The organism is Enterovibrio paralichthyis (assembly GCF_019209835.1).
Lineage (GTDB): Bacteria > Pseudomonadota > Gammaproteobacteria > Enterobacterales > Vibrionaceae > Enterovibrio > Enterovibrio paralichthyis.
In genome coordinates this window covers 12,432-37,891 of the sequence record NZ_JAHUTS010000033.1, presented here as the reverse complement: position 1 = coordinate 37,891, position 25,460 = coordinate 12,432, and the positions used below count along the sequence as shown (strand labels likewise).

21 protein-coding genes are annotated in these 25,460 nt (G+C 50.6%); 16 read left to right on the top strand and 5 right to left on the bottom strand.

What is annotated here, in order from left to right; genetic code table 11:
• Positions 1-189: 189 nt before the first annotated feature.
• Positions 190-1,335 carry a Na/Pi symporter gene (locus KU854_RS22715; protein ID WP_218360560.1) on the bottom strand — a complete coding sequence of 382 codons (1,146 nt, stop codon included), beginning with the start codon at positions 1,333-1,335 and terminating at the stop codon, positions 190-192.
• A gap of 425 nt (positions 1,336-1,760) precedes the next feature.
• On the opposite strand from KU854_RS22715, the gene nhaA reads away from it, so the two are divergent.
• From nhaA to KU854_RS22695, 4 genes are all read left to right on the top strand, one after another.
• Positions 1,761-2,951 (top strand): Na+/H+ antiporter NhaA, encoded by a 1,191-nt coding sequence (gene nhaA / locus KU854_RS22710; protein ID WP_218360559.1) that lies wholly within the window; start codon positions 1,761-1,763, stop codon positions 2,949-2,951.
• Positions 2,923-3,183, top strand: a complete 261-nt coding sequence (locus tag KU854_RS22705) for a CBS domain-containing protein (RefSeq protein ID WP_218360558.1) — start codon at positions 2,923-2,925, stop codon at positions 3,181-3,183. The genes nhaA and KU854_RS22705 overlap by 29 nt, the downstream gene beginning before the upstream one ends.
• 57 nt (positions 3,184-3,240) lie before the next feature.
• On the top strand, positions 3,241-4,128 hold the full coding sequence (gene nhaR, locus KU854_RS22700; RefSeq protein ID WP_218360557.1) for a transcriptional activator NhaR: 888 nt from the start codon (positions 3,241-3,243) through the stop codon (positions 4,126-4,128).
• Positions 4,129-4,242: 114 nt separating this feature from the next.
• On the top strand, positions 4,243-4,536 hold the full coding sequence (locus tag KU854_RS22695) for an ArsR/SmtB family transcription factor (protein WP_054780271.1): 294 nt from the start codon (positions 4,243-4,245) through the stop codon (positions 4,534-4,536).
• A gap of 65 nt (positions 4,537-4,601) precedes the next feature.
• Here KU854_RS22695 and rpsT read toward each other — a convergent pair whose 3' ends face one another.
• Complete coding sequence (rpsT, locus tag KU854_RS22690) at positions 4,602-4,862, bottom strand: 30S ribosomal protein S20 (RefSeq protein WP_054780272.1); 261 nt, start codon at positions 4,860-4,862, stop codon at positions 4,602-4,604.
• A gap of 296 nt (positions 4,863-5,158) precedes the next feature.
• On the opposite strand from rpsT, the gene murJ reads away from it, so the two are divergent.
• The 9 genes from murJ to carB all read left to right on the top strand — a co-directional run bounded on the left by murJ (position 5,159) and on the right by carB (position 18,571).
• A complete protein-coding gene (gene murJ, locus KU854_RS22685; protein ID WP_218360556.1) occupies positions 5,159-6,718 on the top strand; it encodes a murein biosynthesis integral membrane protein MurJ in 1,560 nt (519 codons plus the stop codon).
• A 60-nt stretch (positions 6,719-6,778) separates the two neighbouring features.
• The gene (ribF, locus tag KU854_RS22680) at positions 6,779-7,726 is read left to right on the top strand and encodes a bifunctional riboflavin kinase/FAD synthetase (protein ID WP_218360555.1); all 948 of its coding nucleotides are present in this window, start codon (positions 6,779-6,781) and stop codon (positions 7,724-7,726) included.
• Positions 7,727-7,752: 26 nt separating this feature from the next.
• Positions 7,753-10,581: an isoleucine--tRNA ligase gene (ileS, locus tag KU854_RS22675; protein ID WP_218360554.1), complete on the top strand. Its 2,829-nt coding sequence runs from the start codon at positions 7,753-7,755 to the stop codon at positions 10,579-10,581.
• A 27-nt stretch (positions 10,582-10,608) separates the two neighbouring features.
• Positions 10,609-11,121, top strand: a complete 513-nt coding sequence (gene lspA / locus KU854_RS22670) for a signal peptidase II (protein WP_218360553.1) — start codon at positions 10,609-10,611, stop codon at positions 11,119-11,121.
• Positions 11,122-11,290: 169 nt separating this feature from the next.
• Positions 11,291-11,722, top strand: a complete 432-nt coding sequence (fkpB, locus tag KU854_RS22665; RefSeq protein WP_218360552.1) for an FKBP-type peptidyl-prolyl cis-trans isomerase — start codon at positions 11,291-11,293, stop codon at positions 11,720-11,722.
• Between the two features lie 29 nt (positions 11,723-11,751).
• Positions 11,752-12,696, top strand: coding sequence for a 4-hydroxy-3-methylbut-2-enyl diphosphate reductase (ispH, locus tag KU854_RS22660; RefSeq protein ID WP_218360551.1), 945 nt, complete (start codon positions 11,752-11,754; stop codon positions 12,694-12,696).
• A 163-nt stretch (positions 12,697-12,859) separates the two neighbouring features.
• Complete coding sequence (dapB, locus tag KU854_RS22655; protein ID WP_218360550.1) at positions 12,860-13,666, top strand: 4-hydroxy-tetrahydrodipicolinate reductase; 807 nt, start codon at positions 12,860-12,862, stop codon at positions 13,664-13,666.
• A 515-nt stretch (positions 13,667-14,181) separates the two neighbouring features.
• Complete coding sequence (gene carA, locus KU854_RS22650) at positions 14,182-15,321, top strand: glutamine-hydrolyzing carbamoyl-phosphate synthase small subunit (RefSeq protein ID WP_218360549.1); 1,140 nt, start codon at positions 14,182-14,184, stop codon at positions 15,319-15,321.
• Between the two features lie 16 nt (positions 15,322-15,337).
• A complete protein-coding gene (gene carB / locus KU854_RS22645) occupies positions 15,338-18,571 on the top strand; it encodes a carbamoyl-phosphate synthase large subunit (RefSeq protein WP_218360548.1) in 3,234 nt (1,077 codons plus the stop codon).
• 207 nt (positions 18,572-18,778) lie between these two features.
• Here carB and dacB read toward each other — a convergent pair whose 3' ends face one another.
• Together dacB and KU854_RS22635 are read right to left on the bottom strand one after the other, a co-directional pair.
• A complete protein-coding gene (gene dacB, locus KU854_RS22640) occupies positions 18,779-20,200 on the bottom strand; it encodes a serine-type D-Ala-D-Ala carboxypeptidase (RefSeq protein ID WP_218360547.1) in 1,422 nt (473 codons plus the stop codon).
• A 102-nt stretch (positions 20,201-20,302) separates the two neighbouring features.
• A complete protein-coding gene (locus tag KU854_RS22635; protein ID WP_218360546.1) occupies positions 20,303-21,271 on the bottom strand; it encodes a porin in 969 nt (322 codons plus the stop codon).
• Between the two features lie 489 nt (positions 21,272-21,760).
• Between KU854_RS22635 and greA the strand changes: the two genes are divergently transcribed.
• Positions 21,761-22,234, top strand: coding sequence for a transcription elongation factor GreA (greA, locus tag KU854_RS22630; protein WP_218360545.1), 474 nt, complete (start codon positions 21,761-21,763; stop codon positions 22,232-22,234).
• An 80-nt stretch (positions 22,235-22,314) separates the two neighbouring features.
• Here the strand turns inward: greA and yhbY are convergent, their stop codons facing one another.
• On the bottom strand, positions 22,315-22,611 hold the full coding sequence (gene yhbY / locus KU854_RS22625; protein ID WP_054780291.1) for a ribosome assembly RNA-binding protein YhbY: 297 nt from the start codon (positions 22,609-22,611) through the stop codon (positions 22,315-22,317).
• Positions 22,612-22,788: 177 nt separating this feature from the next.
• On the opposite strand from yhbY, the gene rlmE reads away from it, so the two are divergent.
• Positions 22,789-23,418 (top strand): 23S rRNA (uridine(2552)-2'-O)-methyltransferase RlmE, encoded by a 630-nt coding sequence (gene rlmE, locus KU854_RS22620; protein ID WP_054780279.1) that lies wholly within the window; start codon positions 22,789-22,791, stop codon positions 23,416-23,418.
• A 50-nt stretch (positions 23,419-23,468) separates the two neighbouring features.
• Positions 23,469-25,421 carry an ATP-dependent zinc metalloprotease FtsH gene (gene ftsH / locus KU854_RS22615; protein ID WP_218360544.1) on the top strand — a complete coding sequence of 651 codons (1,953 nt, stop codon included), beginning with the start codon at positions 23,469-23,471 and terminating at the stop codon, positions 25,419-25,421.
• Positions 25,422-25,460: the final 39 nt, after the last annotated feature.

Genomic DNA, 25,460 nt, shown 5'->3' with positions numbered 1-25,460 from the left:
AGTACCCAGTACCCAGTACCCAGTACCCAGTACCCAGTACCCAGTACCCAGTACCCAGTACCCAGTACCCAGTACCCAGTACCCAGTACCCAGTACCCAGTACCCAGTACCCAGTACCCAGTACCCAGTACCCCAAATACAAAAACGCCCGCATCCGCGGGCGTTTTCAATTCAACTTTTCAGTCTTGATTACTGGGTTACCAGCATGACCACTGAAGGTACTGCGATGAACACCAGACCAAGGTAAGCAACAACTGCCAGTTTGCTCTTCGCTGCCGCATCACCCAGCATTTCCGCACACTTCAGTGGGATTTCGCGCAGGAATGGCGTACCGAAAATAAGCAGGGTTGCCAGAATGTTGAACACTAAGTGAACCAAGGCAATTTGCAGAGCAAATACTGCGTTAGGACCGGTTACCGCTGTCGCTGCCAGCAGGGCTGTAATACAAGTACCGATGTTCGCGCCCAGAGTGAATGGGTATACATCGCGAACTTTCAGAACGTTTGTACCTACCAGCGGAACCATCAGGCTGGTCGTGGTAGAAGAAGACTGAACCAGAACGGTTACGATAGTACCTGACATGATGCCGTGCAGAGGGCCGCGACCGATAGCTTTGTGCAGCATGTCTTTAGCGCGACCAACCATCAGAGAGCGCATCAGTTTGCCCATCATAGTGATAGAAGCAAAGATCAGTGCGATACCAATTAACGCCAGTGCTACGCCACCCCAGTTACCTGGCAGGCTAGACAACAGTTCTTTGGTGCCACCAACCAGAGGCTTGGTGATTGGACCCATGAAGTCCAGGCCTTTCATGCTAAGGCTGCCTTCAAACATCAACGGTGCAACCAGCCAGCTTGAGATCTTGTCCAGCAGACCGAACATCATTTCCAGAGGCAGGAAGATAGCAACGGCAATCAGGTTGAAGAAGTCATGCACGGTCGCACAGGTGAATGCACGGCGGAATTCTTCTTTACAGCGAGCGTGACCCAGGCTTACCAGGGTATTGGTAACGGTTGTACCAATGTTTGCACCCATTACCATCGGAATCGCAGTCTCAACAGGCAAACCACCCGCAACAAGGCCTACAATAATAGAAGTTACAGTACTGGAAGATTGGATTAGCGCCGTCGCTACGATACCAATCATCAGACCTGCAACAGGATGGGACGCGAATTCGAACAGGGTTTTAGCCTCTTCACCCGCAGCCCATTTGAAACCACTACCAACCATGGATACTGCCAACAGCAGTATATAAAGCATCAGCGCCAGGTTAGCCCAACGTACCCAATTCTTAGAGCTGTTAATCGGTGCAGCAGTAGAAGCTTGGGATGTCATAAAAGAAATCTCCGTGACAGTTGTATGTCAGATTTGTGTCAATGAAAGAATCTGGGCGCATAGTAGGTAGGAAATATTTCACTAATATGACAATCCGTCACACATTGATGCACCATGGTCAATAATGCGTGTAAAGCCTGGCTGTCATAGATGAAATCTATCCTTTAATACAATGACTTATGTTTGTGTTTTGATGCTGTATTTAGATGCTCAAAAGGTGAGCGGTTGAACGTTTTCGCTTGTTTTTTGTACTCTGTTTGGTGTCTTGTGTTACAACGCGCATTTTTATTATTGCGAAAATAGTTACACTTTTGATTGGAAACTTCGGTAATCCCGATGTTTAATCTCTAAACAACCGATTTTTCTTCGTGGATGATCGGCGCCTAGACTTATATGGAATTACTTAATTTATGGAGTGCACTTAAATGACTGATGCAATTCGTCAGTTTATGAAGATGGAATCAGCCGGTGGCTTGGTGCTGATCATAGCTGCGGTGTTGGCGATCCTAATTGCCAACTCGCCTCTGCAGCCGCTGTACGACGGCGCCCTGCACAGCTATATCGCTGGCCTGTCTGTTGCACATTGGATTAATGATGGCCTGATGGCTGTATTCTTCCTGTTGATCGGACTGGAAGTTAAAAGGGAGTTGATTGAAGGCGCCCTCAATACGAAGGAAAAGGCTATTTTTCCTGCGATAGCGGCAGTGGGCGGTATGCTGGCACCCGCGTTGGTCTATCTTGCCTTTAACGCCGGTGATCCGGTCACTGCCAACGGCTGGGCGATTCCCGCAGCGACAGACATTGCCTTTGCTCTGGGTGTAATGGCGCTGCTCGGTAAGCGAGTCCCCCTTTCCCTGAAAGTGTTCCTGCTGGCGCTGGCAATCATCGATGACCTTGGTGTTATCGTGATTATTGCGCTGTTTTACAGCAGCGATCTCTCTGTTACCGCGCTGACCGTTGCCTTTATCGCGACTGCTGTCCTGTTCATTATGAACGCCAAAAACGTCACAGCCACAAGATGGTATCTGCTGGTGGGTGCAATTTTGTGGTTCAGCGTATTGAAGTCCGGTGTGCATGCCACGCTGGCGGGTGTTGTACTTGGTTTTGCTATTCCGCTGGAAGGTGGAAAAGACGGAAAATCACCGCTCAAGGTGCTTGAGCATGCGATCCACCCTTATGCTGCGTTTCTAATTCTGCCGATTTTTGCCTTTGCCAATGCGGGCGTTTCGTTGGAAGGGGTTTCACTGGAAAGCCTGACCAATATGCTGCCGCTGGGTATTGCGCTGGGTCTGTTGGTGGGTAAGCCGCTGGGTATTTTCACCTTCAGTTGGGTGTCGGTGAAACTGGGTATCGCGCGTTTGCCTGAAAACGTCAACTTTAAGCAAATCTTTGCCGTGTCATTGCTGTGTGGTATTGGTTTTACCATGTCTATCTTTATCTCGTCTCTGGCGTTTGTAGGGGTAGATGACAGCTATATCACCTTCTCACGACTTGGCATTCTTATTGGTTCTACTATCTCGGCTCTGGCGGGGTATGCCCTGCTCAATGCTGTATTGCCGAAATCGAACGAGGTGGAGGAAGATAGCGATGAGAAAAAAGTTAGCATTGATTATTAGTGGATTCCTGATGGCCACTCCTGCGCTGGCTGAGGATAAATACACCCATTGCTTTGAAGACAGTTCTACGGAGATTTGTAAGGCCTTCCTGGCCGGTCTTGAAACCACAAAGCTTGATGACATAGCAACGCCGAATCAAGTCAGTGTGGCAAAAGACAGCTTGCTGGGGCGGGCGCTTGAACAGCGTGCCGGCGGGCGCTACAAAACCACGCTGATCGCCAAAAAAGGCTGATTAGCCACTCTAAAGCGCCAGGCGGCAGTGCCCCTGGCGTTTTGCTATTGAGTATGTATGTCACATCTAAACTATAACCACCTCTACTATTTCTGGATGGTCTGTAAGCAGGGCTCTGTTTCTGCCGCAGCGGATGCCTTGTTTTTAACCCCGCAGACTGTGACCGGACAAATCCGCGCACTGGAAGAGCGTTTGAAAGGTAAACTGACCAAACGCAACGGGCGAACCGTTGAGCCGACCGAACTCGGACAGCTGGTTTTCCGCTATGCCGACAAAATGTTCGGCCTTAGCTATGAAATGCTTGATATCGTCAACTACAGCCAGCGTGAGCATCAGTTGTTTGATGTTGGGGTAGCAGATGCCCTGTCAAAAAGCCTGGTGAGCCGGGTGCTGCTGAAAGCGCTACCGGAAGATGACGGTATCCACCTGCGCTGCTTCGAATCGACCCACGAAATGCTGTTGGAGCAACTCAGCCAGCACAAGCTGGATATGATCCTGTCTGATTGTCCGGTTGATTCAACACAAAGCCCTGGCCTTTTCAGCGTCAAGATTGGTGAAAGCATGATGAGCTTTTTCTGCTCAGGTGAAGTATCCAAAAAGCGTTTCCCGGCCATCATTGAGGATCACAAACTGCTTATCCCAGGATCACGCACTGCGATGGGGCGAAAGCTGATGTTGTGGTTCGACAGTCAGGGTATTACCCCAGCCATACTGGGGGAGTTTGATGATGCGGCTTTAATGAAAGCATTCGGTTCAAACCACCATGCGATGTTCGTGGCGCCGACGTTTTACTCGTCAGATATTCTGGAGCTTCCTAATGTCAGGGAGGTGGCGAAAGTGGAGGCGCTCAAAGAAGAGTACTATGTCATATTTGCGGAGCGCATGATTCAGCATCCCGCGGTGAAGCGTATATGTGAAGCTGATTTCAGCAAATTGTTTCATTGATTCTCATTTGCTATATAGCATTCTTATATGCAAACCATTGTTACCGCTCTGATAGGTGTTACACTTAAATCAAATCAAACAACCCGTTAGACGACATTTAAGTAGGCAGTACCTATGGAACTAGAACAGATGCAAGAAGCTGGGCCTAAAGCAGTGCAGTTGCTAAAAGCAATGGCAAATGAGCGCAGACTCTTCATACTCTGTTATCTTCTGGAAGGGGAAATGTCGGTAGGCACGTTGAGTGAGAAATTGCAGCTCAGTCAGTCTGCGTTATCACAGCACCTTGCATGGCTTCGAAGAGATGGCTTGGTGGCAACACGTAAGGAAGCACAAACGGTCTACTACTCACTCAAGAGCATTGAAGTACAGACAATAATGACCACATTGCGTCAACTTTATTGCAGTTAATAAGAAAACTGCAGACACAAAAAAACCGGCTTTAAGCCGGTTTTTTTTATCAAATCGGGGCGCTATTACAGAGCTTTGATTTGAGCAGCAAGTGCAGCTTTGTGACGAGCAGCCTTGTTCTTGTGGATCAGGCCTTTAGTAGCCATACGGTCAAGAATAGGTTGCGCTTCAGCAAATGCTTTAGTAGCCGCTTCTTTATCGCCAGTTGCGATAGCAGCGATAGTTTTCTTCAGATAAGTGCGCATCATTGAGCGACGGCTTGCATTGTGCTGGCGACGCTTCTCAGATTGGATTGCACGCTTCTTAGCAGATTTGATATTCGCCAAGGGTCTAACTCCCAAATCTTTTGTTCGGTGACAATTTAAGGCCGAGGACTATGCCCCGATTTACCCGAGTTGTCAATTCATTTGTGCAAATATCCGCCGCAATCAAGCAAGGCTTGGCGTGCTGCGAACATCGCGGTTAATATGGCGGCAGATTCTACCAGCATTCTTTTCGTGAAGTAAGCCTTTTATCTGTGCTTTTCGTGCTATTCGGTACGCCCTCATTATTTTAATAACTACCGGGGGAGCAATACGCAGAGGGATGTGTTTACTTTCTTTTGTTTTTTAAGGGGATACAAGTGTCAAAGCGATTGCTTCGCTCCGGCTTGATTGTCAGCAGCATGACCATGATTTCAAGGGTGATGGGGCTGGTGCGCGATGTGGTAATAGCCAACCTGATGGGTGCCGGTGCCGCCGCAGACGTTTTCTTTTTTGCTAATAAAATCCCCAACTTCTTGCGAAGACTGTTTGCAGAAGGGGCTTTTTCACAGGCATTTGTGCCGGTTTTAGCCGAATACAACGCCAGTGATGACAAATCACAAACCCGCGAATTGATTGCTTACGTATCCGGTACGCTGGGGGTTTTGGTCACAGCTGTGACGCTAATCGGTGTCATTGCTTCACCGGTGATCACCGCACTTTTCGGTATGGGCTGGTTTGTCGACTGGCTGGAAGGGGGGCCGTCAGCGCATAAGTTTGAGCTAGCGTCGCTCATCCTGAAAATTACGTTCCCGTATTTGTGGTTCATCACTTTTGTCGCACTGGCTGGCTCAATCCTGAATACGCTGGGACGATTTGCGGTATCTTCTTTTACGCCGGTGTTTTTGAACATTGCCATGATATCCGCCGCCATCTGGATCTCACCGAATATGGCACAGCCTGAGATTGGCCTTGGTATCGGTGTATTCCTAGGTGGTCTTATCCAGTTCGCTTTCCAGTTGCCGTTTTTGTACCGCGAGGGGATGCTGGTTCGTCCTAAATGGGGCTGGTCGCACCCGGGCGTGGTGAAAATCCGTACGCTGATGATCCCGGCACTCTTCGGTGTGTCTGTCAGCCAGATTAACCTCTTACTCGATACCTTTATCGCGAGCTTTCTGGCCACAGGTTCTATCAGCTGGCTCTATTACTCCGATCGCCTGCTGGAGTTTCCACTTGGCCTGTTTGGTATAGCTATTGCCACTGTGATTCTGCCTGCACTCTCCAGAAAGCATGTAGAACAATCATCCGGACATTTTTCCAGCACCATGGACTGGGGGGTACGTATGGTGCTCTTACTGGGTGCGCCAGCCATGGTCGGCATGATTGTGCTCGCGAAGCCAATGCTGATGGTGCTGTTCATGCGTGGTGAGTTCGGTACGGATGATGTGATGGCGGCATCCATGTCACTGATTGCCTATTCCTGCGGTCTATTGAACTTCATGTTGATTAAGGTGCTGGCGCCAGGTTATTACGCCCGTCAGGACACCAAAACACCCGTGCGCTACGGCATCATTGCCATGGCCAGCAACATGGTGTTCAACCTGATTTTTGCATATTTTTACGGTTATGTTGGTTTGGCAATGGCAACGGCGCTTTCTGCGCTGGTAAATGCCGGATTGCTATACCGCGGCCTGCACAAACAGGGTGTTTACCGTGTAAGCCGGGAAACCATGATATTCACCCTGCGCCTGCTGGTGAGTGTTGTTCTCATGGGGACGCTCATCTATCACTTTATGCCGGCATTCACCGAGTGGGTAGACATGGGGCTGTGGGCGCGCGTATACACGCTGGCGGGGTTAATCGCCGCAGGGGCAGTGACTTACCTTGTCTCTTTAGTGGTTTTGGGCCTGAGACCTCACCAACTTCGCGCTGAAGGCTGATTGCATCGTACGATTAGTATATAATCCGTCGGTTTTTTAAGGGGAAGCAGTTTTACCGCTATGGAATTAATTCGGGGTATCCATAACATCCGCGACAGACACCGCGGTTGCGTTTTGACCATTGGCAATTTTGACGGTGTCCACCTTGGGCATCGCGAAGTGCTGTGTCGTGTGGTGGAAAAAGCGCGCGAGCTTGGGCTCCCTTCCACGGTAATGCTGTTTGAACCCCAGCCGAGAGAGCTTTTCACCGGCGACAAGGCACCCGCGCGGTTAACCCGCCTGCGTGACAAATATGTCCAGCTGGCCAAGTTGGGTGTAGAACGTTTGGTTGTGGTCAATTTCAATGCGAAATTTGCCGCTATCTCCCCTTGTGACTTCGTTCACCGCTTGTTGGCTGAACAATTGGGTGTTAAGTTTCTCGTTGTCGGTGATGATTTCCGCTTTGGCGCCAAGCGTCAGGGCGATTTTTGCTATTTGCAGCAACAGGCGGAAAGTGCGGGATTCGAAGTCGTAAGCACTGACAGTTTCACTGTTTCGGCGCAACGCGTCAGCAGTACAGCTATCCGCTCTGCATTGGCTGGCGGGGATCAGACCGGTGCTGAAAAAATGCTGGGTCACCCTTACAGCATCAGTGGTCGCGTTTCCCACGGTAAAAAGCTGGGACGTACTATCGGTTTTCCTACGGCTAATGTCCCTTTGAAACGCCGTGTTTCACCGGTTTCCGGTGTGTATGTTGTGCGTGTCGGTGGCATTGAGCATGGACAATGGCTGGGGGGTGTGGCAAATGTCGGCACCCGGCCTACTGTTGGCGGTGTGCGCCAACAACTGGAAGTACACCTTTTTGACCTGGAGCGTGATCTCTATGGTCTTCATATCGAAGTACAGCTTCTGCACAAGTTGCGCGACGAAATGAAATTTGGCTCAGTCGATGAACTGAAAGCCCAAATCGGAATTGATGCTCAGACAGCGCGTGCGTGGCTGGCTGAGCATGATGAAAATAATGTCTAAACGTCCATATACGGAATGAACAATCAATGAGTGACTTTAAAGATACCTTAAACCTGCCGGAAACTGCGTTTCCGATGCGAGGTAATCTTGCTCAGCGCGAGCCACAGATGCTCAAGCGCTGGTATGACGAAGATCTTTACGGCGAAATCCGTAAAGCGAAGAAAGGCAAAAAATCTTTCATCCTGCATGACGGCCCTCCATACGCGAACGGCAGCATTCACATTGGTCACTCTGTAAACAAGATTCTTAAAGACATTATTATTAAGTCCAAAACCCTTTCGGACTTCGACGCACCTTACGTACCAGGTTGGGACTGTCACGGCCTGCCTATCGAACTGATGGTAGAGAAGAAAGTCGGCAAACCAGGCCAGAAAGTGTCTGCGGCCGAATTCCGTGAAAAATGCCGCGAGTACGCAGCACAGCAGGTTGAAGGCCAGAAAGCGGACTTCAAACGTCTGGGTGTGTTGGGTGAGTGGGACAAACCATACCTGACCATGGACTTCAACACTGAAGCCAACATTATCCGTGCGCTGGGTAAAATTGCCGGTAACGGTCACCTGCACAAAGGTTTCAAACCTGTTCACTGGTGTACAGACTGTGGTTCAGCGCTGGCTGAAGCAGAAGTGGAATACTACAACAAGGTTTCTCCGTCTATCGACGTGATGTTCCGTGCAGTTGACGAAGCAGCGGTGCTGTCTAAGTTCAACCTGAAAGACGGTCACGAAGGCCACGGTGATGTGTCTATCGTTATCTGGACCACCACACCTTGGACTCTGCCTGCAAACCGCGCAGTCGCGGTGTCTGATCACCTGGAATACGTTCTGGTTCAGGTTGAAGGTGAAACACCTCGCCGTATGATCATGGCAGCAGAGCTTGCGAAAGATGTGATGGATCGTGCCGGTATCGAGCACTTCCACAACCTGGGCTTCTGTAAAGGTGATGCGCTGGAACTGCTGCGCTTTAACCACCCATTCTACAGCTTCGATGTTCCTGTGATCCTAGGCGATCACGTGACCACTGAATCAGGTACCGGTGTGGTTCACACTGCGCCTGGCCACGGTCAGGAAGACTTCGCGGTTGGTCAGAAATACAACCTGGAAGTGGCAAACCCAGTGGGCAGCAACGGTGTATATCTGCCTGACACTGAACTGTTTGCCGGTCAGCACGTACTGAAAGCAAACGACAATGTGGTTGAAGTGCTGAAAGAGCACGGTGCACTGCTGCATCACCACGCGTATGAGCACAGCTACCCACATTGCTGGCGCCACAAAACGCCGATCATTTTCCGTGCAACCCCGCAGTGGTTTATCTCGATGGAGAAAGCAGGCTTGCGTGCAAAAGCACTGGAAGAGATCAAAAACGTTCAGTGGATCCCTGAGTGGGGTCAAAACCGTATCGAAGCAATGGTTGAAGGCCGTCCGGACTGGTGTATCTCCCGTCAACGTACCTGGGGTGTGCCAATTGCCCTGTTCGTTCACAAAGAAACCGCTGAATTGCACCCGAACACCGTTGAATTGATTGAGCAAGTTGCTCAGAAAGTGGAACAAACTGGTATTCAGGCGTGGTGGGATCTGGACGCAGCAGAACTGCTGGGCGAAGACGCAGCGAACTACGAAAAAGTGCTGGATACCCTGGACGTATGGTTCGACTCAGGTGCAACGCACTACGCGGTTGTTAACCAGCGTTCTGAGTTCAACGGTCACGAAGCTGACATGTACCTGGAAGGTTCTGACCAACACCGTGGTTGGTTCCAATCTTCCCTGATGACGTCTGTGGCTATCAAAAACCATGCACCGTACAAGCAAGTGCTGACCCACGGTTTCACCGTTGATGGTCAGGGCCGTAAGATGTCGAAATCTATCGGTAACGTGGTTTCACCTCAGGAAGTCATGAACAAGCTGGGTGGCGACATCCTGCGTCTGTGGGTGGCATCAACGGATTACACTGGTGAGATGACGGTGTCAGACCAAATTCTGAACCGTAGCGCTGATGCATACCGTCGCATCCGTAACACTGCGCGCTTCCTGCTGGCTAACCTGAACGGTTTCAACCCAGAAACAGACATGGTGGCGGCAGATGAGCTGGTAGCGGCTGATCGCTGGGCAGTAGGTAAAGCGTTGGAAGCACAGGAAGAGATCGTGAAAGCGTTCGAAGAGTGTAACTTCCACGCGGTAACCCAACGCCTGATGCAATTCTGTTCAGTCGAGATGGGTTCATTCTACCTGGACATCATCAAAGACCGTCAGTACACCGCGAAAGCGGGTGGCCACGCGCACCGCAGCTGTCAGACAGCGCTGTTCCACATCGTGGAAGCACTGGTTCGCTGGATGGCGCCAATCATGTCGTTCACTGCAGATGAAATCTGGAACGAAATGCCAGGCAACCGCAGCAAGTTCGTATTCACTGAAGTGTGGTACGACGGCTTGTTTGGTCTGGGCGAAGACGAGCAGCTGAACAATGCGTTCTGGGCAGAGCTTCTGCGCGTTCGCGGTGCTGTGAACAAAGTACTGGAAGTGGCTCGTAACGAGAAAACCATCGGTGGTTCTCTGGAAGCGGAAGTGACCCTGTACGCGAAACCTGAATTTGCAGCCAAGCTGCAGGCAATGGGTGACGAACTGCGTTTCGTACTGTTGACCTCTAAAGCAGATGTTGTGGCAACGGATTCAGCACCTGAATCTGCAGTAGCGACCGAAGTTGAAGGCCTGTCTGTTGTGGTTGCAAAATCTGCAGCTGAGAAGTGTGAGCGCTGCTGGCACCATGTTGCTGATGTTGGCACTATCGCGGGTCACGAAACCATTTGTGGTCGCTGTGTGAGCAACATTGACGGCGAAGGCGAAAATCGCCAGTTCGCGTAATCATTCTCGCAAGGTTAGGAACGCTGAATGAAAGATCTGACCGCGAAACAATCAGGACTGCGCTGGCTATGGCTAGCGCTTCTGGTCTTCGTGCTGGATATCGGCAGCAAGCTGCTGGTGATGAATACCATGGGTTATGGCTGGGCAAACCGTATTGAGATTTTGCCATTCTTTAACCTGCTGTATGTCCACAACTACGGTGCCGCGTTCAGCTTCCTGAGCGATGCCGGCGGTTGGCAGCGTTGGCTGTTTGCTGTGATTGCATTCGGGGTATCAGGGCTTCTGATGTACTGGATGCGGGCGACGCCTGCGACCAACCGCATGGTGAATATCGCCTATGCACTGGTAATAGGCGGTGCGCTGGGTAACCTGTTTGACCGACTGGTTCACGGCTACGTGGTGGACTTTCTCGATTTCTATATTGGGAATAATCACTGGCCGGCGTTCAACCTCGCAGATACCGCTATCTGTATTGGTGCGGTATTGATCGTGCTGGAGAGCTTTATTGCTTCAAAAAAGCCCCAAGCTGAAACTGATTAGGTTTTGGTAAGCATGAAATAAATTACTTGGCGCTGGCTGCTCTGCAGTCGGCGCCAAGTCGTATAAAAAAGGTGATAATCCCGACGAACGTTATGGGATTGGGCTATGCCCATTTTTTGTTTTTATTCCGACATCATAATGGGTGACGGAAATTACAGGATGTATAACGATGACAAAAATTAGCGCAAACAGCGAAGTCTTGATGCACTTCACCATTAAACTGGAAGATGGTTCTGTGGCTGACAGCACCAAGACATCGGGCAAGCCAGCTAAGCTGGTGATGGGTGATGGCAGCCTGACCGAAAACTTTGAAAAGTGCCTGCTGGGATTAACCCAGGGTGAAGCTGCAAGTTTTACCCTTGAACCGGAAGATGCGTTTGGCCAGCCAAACCCTGACAATATCCAGCATATGGACAGAAGCCTGTTTGCCGGGGATGCACCAGCCGAGGAAGGTACTATTATCGCATTTGCGGGCCCGGGTGGTCAGGAGATTCCGGGGGTGATCACCGAAGTGGCGGGCGAATCCGTTACCGTGGATTTTAATCACCCGCTGGCAGGCCACCGTGTTATCTTTGATGTAGAAATTGTCGGGGTCAATTAACCCGTTCCAATCAGTAAAAAGGCAAACAAATGAAAGTCATGCTTGCTAACCCGCGTGGGTTTTGTGCCGGTGTCGACCGCGCGATCAGCATTGTAGAGCGCGCACTTGAGCTGTATCAGCCACCGATTTATGTTCGTCATGAAGTCGTTCACAACCGCTTTGTGGTGGAAGGACTGAAAGCACGTGGTGCTGTGTTTGTGGAAGAGCTCAGCGAAGTGCCGGATGACAGCATTGTTATTTTTTCCGCCCATGGTGTTTCACAGGCCGTGCGCAATGAAGCCAAAGCGCGTCAACTGACCGTGTTTGATGCCACCTGTCCGCTGGTGACCAAGGTACATATGGAAGTCGCGCGTGCCAGCCGCCGCAATATGGAGGTGGTACTGATTGGTCACGCTGGTCACCCTGAAGTGGAAGGCACCATGGGGCAGTACGCCAGCGAAACCGGTGGCATGTATCTGGTTGAGAAACCGGAAGACGTTTACCAGCTGGAAGTGAAAGACCCGTCAAACCTGCACTTTGTCAGCCAGACCACCCTGTCGGTCGATGAAACCGCGGATGTTATCGATACACTGCGCAAAGTGTTCCCGGACATCCAGGGCCCGCGCAAAGACGACATTTGCTATGCGACCCAAAACCGTCAGGATGCCGTGCGTGATCTGGCGACCCAGTGTGATGTTTTGGTGGTGGTAGGTTCAAAGAACAGTTCCAATTCCAACCGTCTGCGTGAACTGAGTGAAAAGCTGGGTACGCCGGGTTATCTCACTGACTGTCCGGAAGATGTGAAGCCTGAGTGGTTCGAAGGCAAAGCGAAGGTGGGTGTCACTGCAGGTGCGTCAGCGCCGGAAGAGTTGGTGAATCTCATTATCGCCCGCATTGAAGAGCTGGGAGGCACGTCGGTAGAAGAGTTGAAAGGCCGGGAAGAGAACATGTTCTTTGAAGTGCCCCGCGAGCTTCAGGTGAAAGAAGTGCACTGATCGTGATTCATTCTTAGGGAGCGTTGGCTCCCTTTTTCATGCCTAAAATTCAGGCATTAGGCTTGATTCACATCACGTCATGAAAAAGGTAGAGTGGTGTACAAGTCAACACATTGTCGTGCCGATTACGGTGCGTCGACAGGAAGTTAAAAAGGGGAAACAAATGGTTCGCATTGCAATTGCGGGCGCTGCCGGACGAATGGGCCGTCAGCTAATTCAGGCCACCGACGCAATGGAAGGCGCGGTATTGGCAGCAGCGAGTGAACGTCCGGAATCGAGCCTGATTGGTACTGATGCCGGCGAACTGGCAGGTATTGGCAAGTTGGACGTTAAAATCGTCGACGATTTAGCGAAAGTCGCTGACGAATATGACGTGATTATCGACTTCACCGCGCCAGTCGCTACCTTGAAGAATATTGAGCTTTGCCGGGCGCATGGCAAAAAGCTGGTGATTGGCACCACAGGGTTCAGCGAAGAGCAGCGTGCTCTTATCGATGCAGCCACTGATGTTGGTATCGTGATGGCACCGAACTACAGCGTTGGCGTCAACCTGGTGTTCAAACTGCTTGAGAAAGCGGCCAAAGTCATGGGCGGTTACTGCGACATCGAAATCATCGAAGCGCATCACAGGCACAAAGTGGATGCCCCATCGGGCACGGCGATTGGCATGGGCGAAGCGATTGCCGGCGCAATGGGCAACAAGTTGAGCGATGTTGCTGTGTATGCCCGTGAAGGGATCACCGGTGAGCGCAGTCGCGATGAGATTGGCTTTGCCACCATCCGAGCGGGTGACATTGTGGGTGAGCATACTGCCATGTTTGCGGATATTGGTGAGCGTGTCGAGATTACTCACAAGGCATCTAATCGCATGACTTTTGCCAATGGTGCCGTCCGAGCCGCTATCTGGCTGGCAGCGAAAGATCCGGGTTTCTACACCATGCAGGACGTTCTTGAGCTTGATGCTCTGTAATTTCGTGTAATAAGCCCGAATACACCAATCAATATAACTATGCAGTATGGCGCGCCGTGCTGCATAGCTTTCTTTCGTTTTTCTTCTTGTAAATAACTCTCCATACAACGCTGAAACAGCCTTTCTTTTTTGTCTTAAATGCGCCTCATGGTCATTTTTAGATGAAAGTGCGCCAAAAGAGAGGGTTAATGTGGTCAACTGAAACGGTTGCGTGAGATGTTGACTGTTTTTTCTCTCTGCGATAAGGCTTCTTGGATCGATGCGGTCATTATTCGTTAAACCCGCACCGATACTGGAAGGATAACCCTTACTTTTATCTGTTTGATTCGATAAATGGCAGTTATGCACTATAAGTAGTAATCTTTTTTCGTTGTATTGTTGACACTATCCGGTTCGATCTCTAGAATGCGCGCAATTTGTCAAAATTCTGCTCTGGCAGGACGCGACATATGTATGGAATGCTTTGATGCAAAATTATATAATTTTTCTGCATCTTTATTGATTTGGAGGTTGTCTTGAGCAAGTCTGCGCTCTTAGTCCTGGAAGATGGGACTGTATTCCACGGTGAATCCATTGGTGCTGATGGAACTGCTGTTGGTGAAGTTGTTTTTAATACCTCGATGACGGGGTACCAAGAAATTCTCACCGACCCTTCCTATTCCCAGCAAATCGTTACTCTTACTTATCCCCACATTGGCAATACCGGTACTAATACCGAAGACGAAGAATCTTCCAAAATCCACGCTCAAGGCCTGGTAATCCGCGACCTCCCTCTTATCGCTTCTAACTTCCGTAATCAGAAATCCCTTTCTGAATATCTGAAATCCCAAAACATCGTTGGCATAGCCGAAATTGATACCCGTAAACTGACCCGTCTGCTGCGAGAAAAAGGCGCCCAGAATGGCTGCATCGTCGCGGGCGACAACATCGATGAAGCACTGGCACTGGCTAAAGCCAAAGAATTCCCTGGCCTGAAAGGCATGGATCTGGCGAAAGAAGTGACCACGGCTGAAGCGTACGAATGGAAGCAAGGCTCATGGACACTGGAAGGTGGCCTGCCTGAAGCCAAAGACGACAGCGAACTGCCATACCACGTTGTTGCTTACGATTTCGGTGCGAAACGTAACATTCTGCGCATGCTGGTTGACCGCGGCTGCCGCCTGACCGTTGTTCCTGCACAGACTTCAGCAGAAGAAGTGCTGGCGATGAATCCAGACGGTGTCTTCCTGTCAAACGGCCCTGGCGACCCGGCACCTTGTACATACGCGATTGAAGCGACCAAAGTGTTCCTGGAAAAAGGCCTGCCAATTTTCGGTATCTGTCTGGGTCACCAAATCTTGGCACTGGCAAGTGGCGCCCAAACCGTGAAGATGAAGTTCGGTCACCACGGTGCCAACCATCCGGTGAAAGACATGGATCGCGGTGTGGTGATGATCACCAGCCAGAACCACGGTTTTGCGGCAGATGAAGACACCCTGCCAGACAACCTGCGCGCGACGCACAAATCTCTGTTCGACGGCTCACTGCAAGGCATCCACCGTACGGATAAGCCGGCATTCAGCTTCCAGGGTCACCCTGAAGCGAGCCCAGGTCCGCACGATGCGGCACCGCTTTTCGACCACTTTATTGAACTGATCAAGCAACACAGCGCGTAATCCGGAGTAGCAGAGAATGCCAAAACGTACAGATATTCAAAGTATTCTTATCCTTGGCGCAGGCCCGATTGTTATCGGTCAGGCGTGTGAGTTCGACTATTCAGGTGCACAAGCGTGTAAAGCGCTGCGTGAAGAAGGCTACCGCGTCATTCTGGTGAACTCTAACCCAGCCACCATCATGACTGACCCAGAGATGGCAGATGCGACTTACATCGAGCCAATCCAATGGGAAGTGGTACGCAACATCATTGCCAAAGAGCGTCCTGATGCAGTTCTGCCTACCATGGGTGGTCAGACGGCACTGAACTGTGCACTGGATCTGGAAAAACACGGCGTACTGGCTGAGTTCGGCGTAGAAATGATCGGTGCGACGGCGGATGCGATTGATAAAGCAGAAGACCGTTCACGCTTTGATAAAGCAATGAAGTCTATCGGCCTGGAATGTCCACGTGCCGACACCGCAAAGACCATGGAAGAAGCGCACAAGGTACTGGATATGGTGGGCTTCCCATGTATTATCCGTCCTTCGTTCACCATGGGTGGTACCGGTGGTGGTATCGCGTACAACATTGAAGAGTTTGAAGAAATCTGCCGTCGTGGTCTGGACTTATCGCCAACCAACGAGCTGCTGATTGACGAATCCCTGATCGGCTGGAAAGAGTACGAGATGGAAGTGGTTCGTGACAAAAACGACAACTGCATCATCGTCTGTGCGATCGAAAACTTCGACCCAATGGGTATCCACACCGGTGACTCTATCACTGTTGCTCCAGCGCAAACCCTGACTGACAAAGAATACCAACTGATGCGTAACGCATCGCTGGCAGTTCTGCGTGAAATCGGCGTAGAAACCGGTGGTTCTAACGTACAGTTCGGTATCAACCCGAAAGATGGCCGTATGGTTATCATCGAGATGAACCCACGTGTATCACGCTCTTCTGCGCTGGCGTCAAAAGCGACCGGTTTCCCGATTGCAAAAGTGGCAGCCAAACTGGCAGTGGGCTTCACCCTTGATGAGCTGATGAACGACATCACTGGCGGCGCGACCCCAGCCTCGTTCGAACCGACCATCGACTACGTGGTGACCAAAATTCCACGTTTTAACTTCGAAAAATTCGCCGGTGCGAACGACCGCCTGACCACCCAGATGAAGTCTGTAGGTGAAGTGATGGCAATCGGCCGTAACCAACAGGAATCGCTGCACAAAGCGCTGCGTGGCTTGGAAGTGGGCGCGACCGGTTTTGACGAAATGGTGGATTTGGACGAGCCGGATGCACTGACCAAAATCCGTCACGAGCTGAAAGATGCAGGTGCAGAGCGTATCTGGTACATCGCGGATGCATTCCGTGCCGGTATGTCTGTCGATGGCGTATTCAAGCTGACCAACATCGACCGCTGGTTCCTGGTTCAAATCGAAGAGATTGTGAAACTGGAAGCGGAAGTGAAAGAAGCGGGCTTCGCGGGTCTGAACGAAAAAGCGCTGCGCAAACTGAAGCGCAAAGGCTTCTCTGACGCGCGCCTAAGCAAACTACTGGGTGTGGCGGAAAGCGAAATCCGCAAACTGCGCGACCAGTACGACATTCACCCGGTTTACAAGCGCGTAGATACCTGCGCGGCAGAATTCTCGTCTGACACCGCGTACATGTACTCTTCATACGACGACGAGTGTGAAGCGAACCCGACTGACAAAGAGAAAATCATGGTGCTGGGCGGCGGTCCAAACCGTATCGGCCAAGGCATCGAATTCGACTACTGCTGTGTGCACGCGTCACTGGCGCTGCGTGAAGACGGTTACGAAACCATCATGGTTAACTGTAACCCGGAAACCGTATCGACTGACTACGACACGTCAGACCGTCTGTACTTTGAGCCGGTCACCCTGGAAGACGTGCTGGCAATTGCCCGCGTTGAGAAGCCAAAAGGCGTTATCGTTCAGTACGGTGGCCAGACTCCACTGAAACTCGCGCGCGCGCTGGAAGCAGCTGGTGTGCCAATCATCGGTACCAGCCCAGATGCGATTGACCGTGCAGAAGACCGTGAGCGCTTCCAGGCTGCGGTTGAGCGTCTTGGCTTGAAACAGCCTGAGAACGCAACCGTAACCACCATGGAGCAGGCGATTGAGAAATCCCGCGACATCGGTTACCCGCTAGTGGTACGTCCTTCTTATGTACTGGGCGGCCGCGCGATGGAAATCGTTTACGACGAGAGCGACCTGCGCCGTTACTTCAACGAAGCAGTGAGCGTATCGAACGAATCGCCAGTATTGCTGGACCGTTTCCTGGATGACGCGACCGAAGTCGACGTTGACGCGATTTGTGACGGCGAGCGCGTAGTGATTGGCGGCATCATGGAGCACATCGAACAGGCTGGCGTTCACTCTGGTGACTCAGCATGTTCACTACCTGCGTACACCCTGAGCCAGGACATTCAAGACGAAATGCGCCGTCAGGTTGAGAAGCTGGCATTTGAGCTTGGCGTTCGTGGCCTGATGAACACCCAGTTTGCGGTAAAAGACGGCGAAGTTTACCTGATTGAGGTGAACCCACGTGCAGCACGTACTGTGCCATTCGTTTCCAAAGCAACCGGCGCACCGCTGGCGAAAATCGCCGCGCGTGTGATGGCAGGTCAGTCTCTGGAGTCGCAAGGCTTTACGACAGAGATCATTCCGCCTTACTACTCAGTGAAAGAAGTGGTACTACCGTTCAACAAATTCCCCGGCGTTGACCCACTGCTGGGCCCAGAAATGCGCTCTACCGGTGAAGTCATGGGTGTGGGTGATACCTTTGCAGAAGCGTTTGCGAAAGCTGACCTTGGCTGCGGCAAGACGTACACCGAGCAAGGCCGTGCGCTGCTATCTGTTCGCAACAACGACAAGCAACGTGTGGTTGACTTGGCTGCCAAGCTTATCAAGCTAGGCTTTGAGCTGGATGCGACTCACGGTACTGCGGTTGTTCTGGGTGAAGCAGGCATCAACCCACGTCTGGTGAACAAGGTGCATGAAGGCCGTCCTCACATTCTTGACCGCATCAAGAACGGTGAGTACAGCTACATCATCAACACCACCGAAGGCCGTCAGGCGATTGAAGACTCGAAAGTGCTGCGTCGCGGCGCGTTAGCTGAGAAGGTGAACTACACCACCACGCTGAACGCAGCCTTCGCAACCTGTATGGCACACGCTGCCGCTGACTTGTCGAAAGTGAATTCGGTTCAGGAGCTGCACGCACGTGTGGCTGAGAAATACGGAAAGTAATCAATAAACTATCCCCAAGCTAGTTGGCGTAGCAGAAAATGAAGCTGTGGCTTCAACTAGGTCGGGGATATTAATGAGTCGGCAGGAAGCCGACCGTTACGATAACCTCCTTGCCCGCTTTGATAGCGGGCTTTTTTGTAGGAGGTTCTTTATACCCAAACGACCTGAATCCTGCATTTTCAGGTTGTTTGGGTATATATCAAAAAATCACGGCGTTAAGCTGGAAGTCAGTAATGCCTGATAGAGTTCACGTTCGAACTGGGTGATAGGGCTTGCCTGGTTTGCGGGTCTGTCGTCAGATTCCGGGATGTGATAGTTGGTAACCAGTTGCACCACCAAAATGTCATCACCGTTATCGTTTTTCAGTACGCCTGCCAGATTATAGCTTCCGTACAGTGAGCCGGTTTTGGCAGCAAGGCGCTGTTTGAGCGGTGCATACCGCACGCTGGAGCGGTACTTCAAAGTACCATCTACACCAGAGATAGGCAGCATCGCCATTATGCCCAAATCAGGATGACTGTATACATAACGGATAACGTCCATCAACTGTGAGGCGGTCATGCGGTTGTTACGGGAAAGGCCAGAGCCGTCGACGATAACAGCATGATTGAGATCGATAGACGTTTTTTCCTTGATGATGGCTTTAATCGCCGCAGCGCCATTCGCGAATGAACCGGGCTGGTTGTAATAACGCTGTCCGATGGTTTTCAGGAGATTGTCGGCAATCATGTTGTCTGAACGTTTGAGCATGATGTTGAGCAACTCATTGCGCGGCACAGAGCGGTGACGGGCGACAAAGGTTTTGTTGCCCTCAGGCGAACCAATCCGCACGTTGCCTTTAAAGCGGATGGCTGATTTTTTCAGTTCGTCGAGAAGGACATCCTGCACATATTTCTGCGGGTTTTGAATGGCAAATTTGAGTGGGAGCGGGGATGTGCGGTGAGGCAGGCAGCCGCTCAGTTTGTAGTTGTTCTGGTTATCGTAGTGAAGCTCCAGGTCGCAAAGCATGGCCTGCTGTTCTTCTTGGGTTACCGCCAGCGCATCGGTGGCAACAGTAACAGGCTGGTGACCGGGAATAAAAGTGCGGGTGTTTTTCGCGCCTTTTTCGCTGTAGATAGAGCCCTGCACACAGTTTCGCTCCAGTGCGATGGCGCTGGAAGGCGCGCTGTAACATACGCCTAAAATATCCCAAGGCCAGCCAACAGCCTGCTCATACCCGGTAAAGGTGGTTCCATCCAGCCAGATATCACCGCGGATTGTGTTTATGCCTTTGGCTTTGAGGGCACTGACCAGCAAACGTAAATCTTTGCGCGAAAGCGTCGGGTCACCGCTGAAACTGAAAACAATATCTTTGCCGGATTGCTGTACCAGCGTGTCAAAGGTGAAGTCCTCGGGCAAGAAAAGCGATGCCGCGAGAGCAGTAACGACTTTTTGGGTGCTGGCGGGAGGCAGAAGGATATCGTCATCGACAGCTGCAAGGTTTTTTCCATCCCGCGCTTGCTGAACAGAAAGCGCTAACTGACTGCCGGCCGGCAACATAGATTCAATATGGTGAAGTGACGCCGCGCTGGCAACAGCGGGAAACGTAAAAGTTAGACAGGCAAGAAATGCGGGTAGAAAACGCACCATAGTGACTCCGGCAGTGTAAGCAGAATCAGTATGGTACAAAAAACGCCTACACGGAGGTAGGCGTTTTTGGATTCTATATTAAGCGTTTAACTTAACAGAGAATTAGAAGTCGTAGCGCAGACCCAGTGCCAGCTCGTCTTCAGTCTTTAGCTTATCTTCAGCATTCATGCCGTTTTCAGCATCGAGCATGTTGAAGTTGTAAGACACGTATGCACGGAAGTTGTCGTTGAAGAAGTGAGTCGCGTCAATAGCCAGTGCATTTGCTGCTTTCTCGTTCGCTTCTTCTTTGTTGCCGTAAGTAGTAGTGAAAGTGGTGTTACCCATAGAGTAAGCCGCTGCAAGTTCGTAGCCGTCTACATCTACAACTTTCTTATGGTCTTTGTTGTACGCTTCACCATTGTTGTACAGAGCAGCAACGTAGATGTCGCCGAACGTGTAAGAAACGGCAGCTTCAACTTGGCTAGCTTCGTTAGTGTCTTTACCTTGATCAGCATAACCCAGACCGAAAGCTACCCCGTTTTCCATTGCGTAAGTCGCTGCTGCAGAGTAACCACCGACTTTAGTCGTTTTGGTATTGCCAACAGTTTCTGAAGTGTCGAAAACGTAGTTTGCTTTAACAGTCAGACCACCGAACTCACCAACGTATGCGAAGTTGTTGTCAGTGCGGTCTGCAACCAGGATTTTGCCGCTAGCAGCTGCACCGTGGTAAGCCATGATGTCGGTGAAGTCAGTGATGATACCCAGAGAACCGTCGTTCAGACCGTAAGTTACCAGGCCATACTGAGAGCCGATACCCGCGAAGATGTAGCGGTTTTCGTCATCACCTTCGTTTGATTTGAATTCACGCTCGAAGAAACCTACACCGTATACTTCTTCAGAGATCTGAGTAGTACCCATAACGTTCAGACGAACGCGGCTTGCGTCGTTTACGTCGCCATCGATCATTGAAGCACGTGCTTCAGCGCGGCCGCCGATAGACAGAGAAGAAGTGCCGTCGTTAAAGATTTCAGCAGCAGATACAGAGGTAGAAGCAACAGCCGCTACAGCAAGAGCGATCAACTTTTTGTTCATTACGTTGTCCTTTAATAGGTTTTGTATTTCGCGACGTTATCTCCAAACGTCGGGATGACCTGTTTGTAACCGCTCGGGAATTGTGACGGCTAGTAAAACAATCAAAAATCACATGTCTGAAAACGGTGTGGTGAGCTGTGTCTGGGTGCTTGCTTATTAAAAACAGTGGGTTACGGAAGGGTTGGAAAGTTCATTTTTAGGTTTTGAATTTATGTTTTTTTATATTTTACCTCGAGTGAAATCTCATTAAGTCGTTGTGTTATGTGATCTTTGTTAGGGATTTTTATACTCAGATATGAAAGCCCTGAGAGGCTTGGCGCTGCTTGCCTGCTGGATAGCTGGTGTGTTGTGAAATGGTAGGTGACCTAAACAGATAACTTGTTTACACTGAGACCAAGTTGATTCGTTTGCCGCGCTCATGCATAAGTCTGGGCGTGGCTTTGTTTTTGCCAAAACCCAACTGTTTTGGTTATAGAGGTAATGTCATTTATGGATAAAGTACCAATGACTGTGCGTGGTGAACAGCTGCTGAGACAAGAGCTGGAACGCCTTCTGAAACGCCGTCCGCTGATCACTCAAGCGATTGCTGAAGCACGTGAGCTGGGTGACCTCAAAGAAAACGCGGAATATCATGCAGCTCGTGAAGAGCAGGGTATTTGCGAAGCGCAAATCCGCGACATCGAATACAAACTGTCTGTTGCTCAGGTTATCGATATTTCTAAAATGCCGAACAACGGCAAAGTGATTTTCGGTTCGACCGTGACCCTGATCGACGTGAACACCGATGACGAAGTGACCTATCAAATCGTGGGTGATGACGAAGCAGACATCAAACAAAACCTGATTTCGGTAAACTCGCCAATCGCGCGTGGACTTATCGGTAAAGAAGAAGGTGATGAAGTTTCGATTTCCACACCAGGCGGTGTGAAAGAGTTTGAAATCGATTCTGTGAAATATATCTAACGTATAACAGTCGCCAGAGCAGAAAAACTGTTAGCGATTGTTACAGAATAGAGACAAAAAAGGCCGCGATGCGGCCTTTTTTATTTGCGTGGCAATTCGATTTTACGCTCTTGGCTTTGACGGTACAGAACCAGGATTTTTCCAATTACCTGTACTTTCTCTGCCTTCGTTTCGCGAACAATTGCGTCTACAATTAGGTTTTTGGTATCGCGGTCTTCTGACGCGACCTTAACCTTGATCAGCTCGTGGTGATCGAGAGCGATTTCAATCTCTGCAAGCACGGCTTCAGTCAGGCCGTTGGCACCCATCAGGACGACAGGTTTCAGGTTGTGTGCCAGACCTTTCAGATACTGTTTTTGTTTTGTGCTTAGATTCATGTTGACTCGATTTGTTGTTTTATCGGGGTTGAAAACGTGACATTCTACCGCCATCTCAACTCCCGAGCTACCACTGATCTCTCTCAGTAACGAGCGGTTCGGGCAAGGTTAACAAGTTAACTATCTCGTGAGCTGTCCATCCTTATTGAGTAGCTTGAGTTACGTCCTAGGAAAAAAATGAGTAAAAAGAAACACTCAGCCAGTTCTGGTCGCTGGCTGAAAGAACACTTCGATGACAAATACGTTCTGGAAGCGCAGAAAAAAGGCTTCCGTTCCCGCGCCATTTTCAAGATCGAGGAGATTCAGGGCAAAGATAAGCTGCTGAAGCCTGGTATGACAGTGGTGGATTTGGGAGCGGCACCGGGAGGGTGGTCACAATACGCAGCGGAACAAGTCGGCGATACGGGTCAGGTTATTGCCTGTGACATCTTGCCGATGGACTCTTTGCCTGGTGTGAGCTTCCTACAAGGTGACTTCCGCGAGGAAGCTGTATTGAACGCGTTGCTTGATCGCATTCAACCGGATATGGTGGATGTTGTAATGTCCGACATGGCGCCGAACATGAGTGGCAACCTGGCGTCGGATCAACCTCGAGCTATGTATCTTGTTGAGCTGGCGTTGGATATGTGTCGTGAAGTTTTGGCTCCAAACGGTGCGTTTGTCGTCAAAGTTTTCCAGGGTGAAGGCTTTGATCAGTATCTGGCTGAAGTGCGTAGCATGTTCAAAGCGGTTAAAATCCGAAAACCAGATTCCTCCCGTGCGCGTTCGCGTGAGGTCTACATTGTGGCTACAGGCTATAAACTGTAGTACTCTACCATTATTAATATAGTTTTTGCGGGGCTAACACCTTGAGTGACATGGCAAAAAACTTGATTCTCTGGCTCGTTATCGCTGTCGTGCTGATGTCTGTTTTCCAAAGCTTTGGACCGGGCGATAGTGCTGGGCGTCAAGTCGACTACACAACGTTCGTCCAAGAAATAGGGCAGGATAAACTACAGGATGTACAGTTCGATAACCGCGAACTGAAAGTGACACGTCGTGATGGCACTGGCTATGTCACCTACATGCCTGTTCTTCAAGATCCAAAACTGCTGGATGACCTGATCAACCACAAGGTTCAGGTTCGTGGTACACCACCTGAAGAGCCAAGTATTCTGGCGTCTATCTTTATCTCGTGGTTCCCAATGCTGCTGCTTATCGGTGTGTGGATCTTCTTCATGCGCCAGATGCAAGGCGGTGGCGGTAAAGGGGCGATGTCTTTTGGTAAGTCAAAAGCACGCATGATGAGTGAAGAGCAAATCAAAACTACCTTCAATGACGTTGCTGGCTGTGATGAAGCCAAAGAAGACGTGAAAGAGCTGGTGGATTACCTTCGCGACCCGAGCCGTTTCCAGAAACTGGGCGGTAAAATCCCGACCGGTGTACTGATGGTTGGTCCTCCGGGTACAGGTAAAACCTTGCTGGCAAAAGCGATTGCCGGTGAGGCAAAAGTCCCGTTCTTTACTATCTCAGGTTCAGACTTCGTTGAAATGTTCGTCGGTGTGGGTGCATCCCGTGTGCGTGACATGTTCGAACAGGCGAAGAAGGCATCGCCTTGTATCATCTTTATCGATGAGATTGATGCGGTGGGCCGTCAGCGTGGCGCTGGTCTGGGTGGTGGTCACGATGAACGTGAACAAACCCTGAACCAGATGCTGGTTGAAATGGATGGTTTTGAAGGTAACGAAGGCATTATCGTTATCGCGGCAACCAACCGTCCTGACGTTCTTGACCCTGCGCTGCTGCGTCCTGGCCGTTTTGACCGCCAGGTTGTTGTTGGCCTGCCAGATGTGCGTGGCCGTGAACAAATCCTGAAAGTTCACATGCGCAAAGTGCCACTGGGCAATGATGTAGAAGCGTCGCTGATTGCACGCGGTACACCGGGCTTCTCTGGTGCGGATCTGGCTAACCTGGTTAACGAAGCTGCGCTGTTTGCTGCCCGTGGTAACAAGCGTGTGGTTTCTATGGTCGAGTTTGAACTGGCGAAAGACAAAATCATGATGGGCGCAGAGCGTAAGTCGATGGTGATGTCAGAAGAAACCAAAGAATCTACTGCGTATCACGAAGCGGGTCACGCTGTGGTAGGTCGCTTGGTGCCTGAGCACGACCCGGTTTACAAAGTGTCTATTATTCCGCGTGGCCGTGCATTGGGTGTGACCATGTACCTGCCGGAGCAAGACCGTGTCAGCATGTCACGTCAGCATTTGGAGTCGATGATTTCAAGCCTGTATGGTGGCCGTCTGGCAGAAGAGCTGATTTACGGTGCTGACAAAGTGTCGACCGGTGCGTCCAATGACATTGAGCGTGCAACGGATATCGCACGTAAAATGGTGACGCAGTGGGGCTTCTCTGAGAAGCTGGGTCCATTGCTTTACGCTGAAGACGAAGGCGAAGTCTTCCTGGGACGTTCGGTAACCCAGAGCAAGCATATGTCTGATGACACGGCAAAGCTGATTGACAGTGAAATCCGTGAACTGATTGAGCGTAACTACGCGCGGGCTCGTAAAATCATCGAAGACAACATGGACATCATGCATGCCATGAAAGATGCGCTGATGAAATACGAGACTATCGATGCGGCTCAGATTGATGACTTGATGGCGCGCCGTCCTGTGCGTGAGCCGGCGGGTTGGACAGCGGACGATAACTCCGACAATACGCCATCCAAGCCAAGCGCGTCTGCCGAGGTTAAATCAGATGTACCACCATCAACAGACGACGTTGATGCTGGCGATAAGTCTGTCGATCCAGACGGCAAATCGGAAGCGTAATTGAGTTCTGAACGCAAAAAACCCCGGGTGAACTCGGGG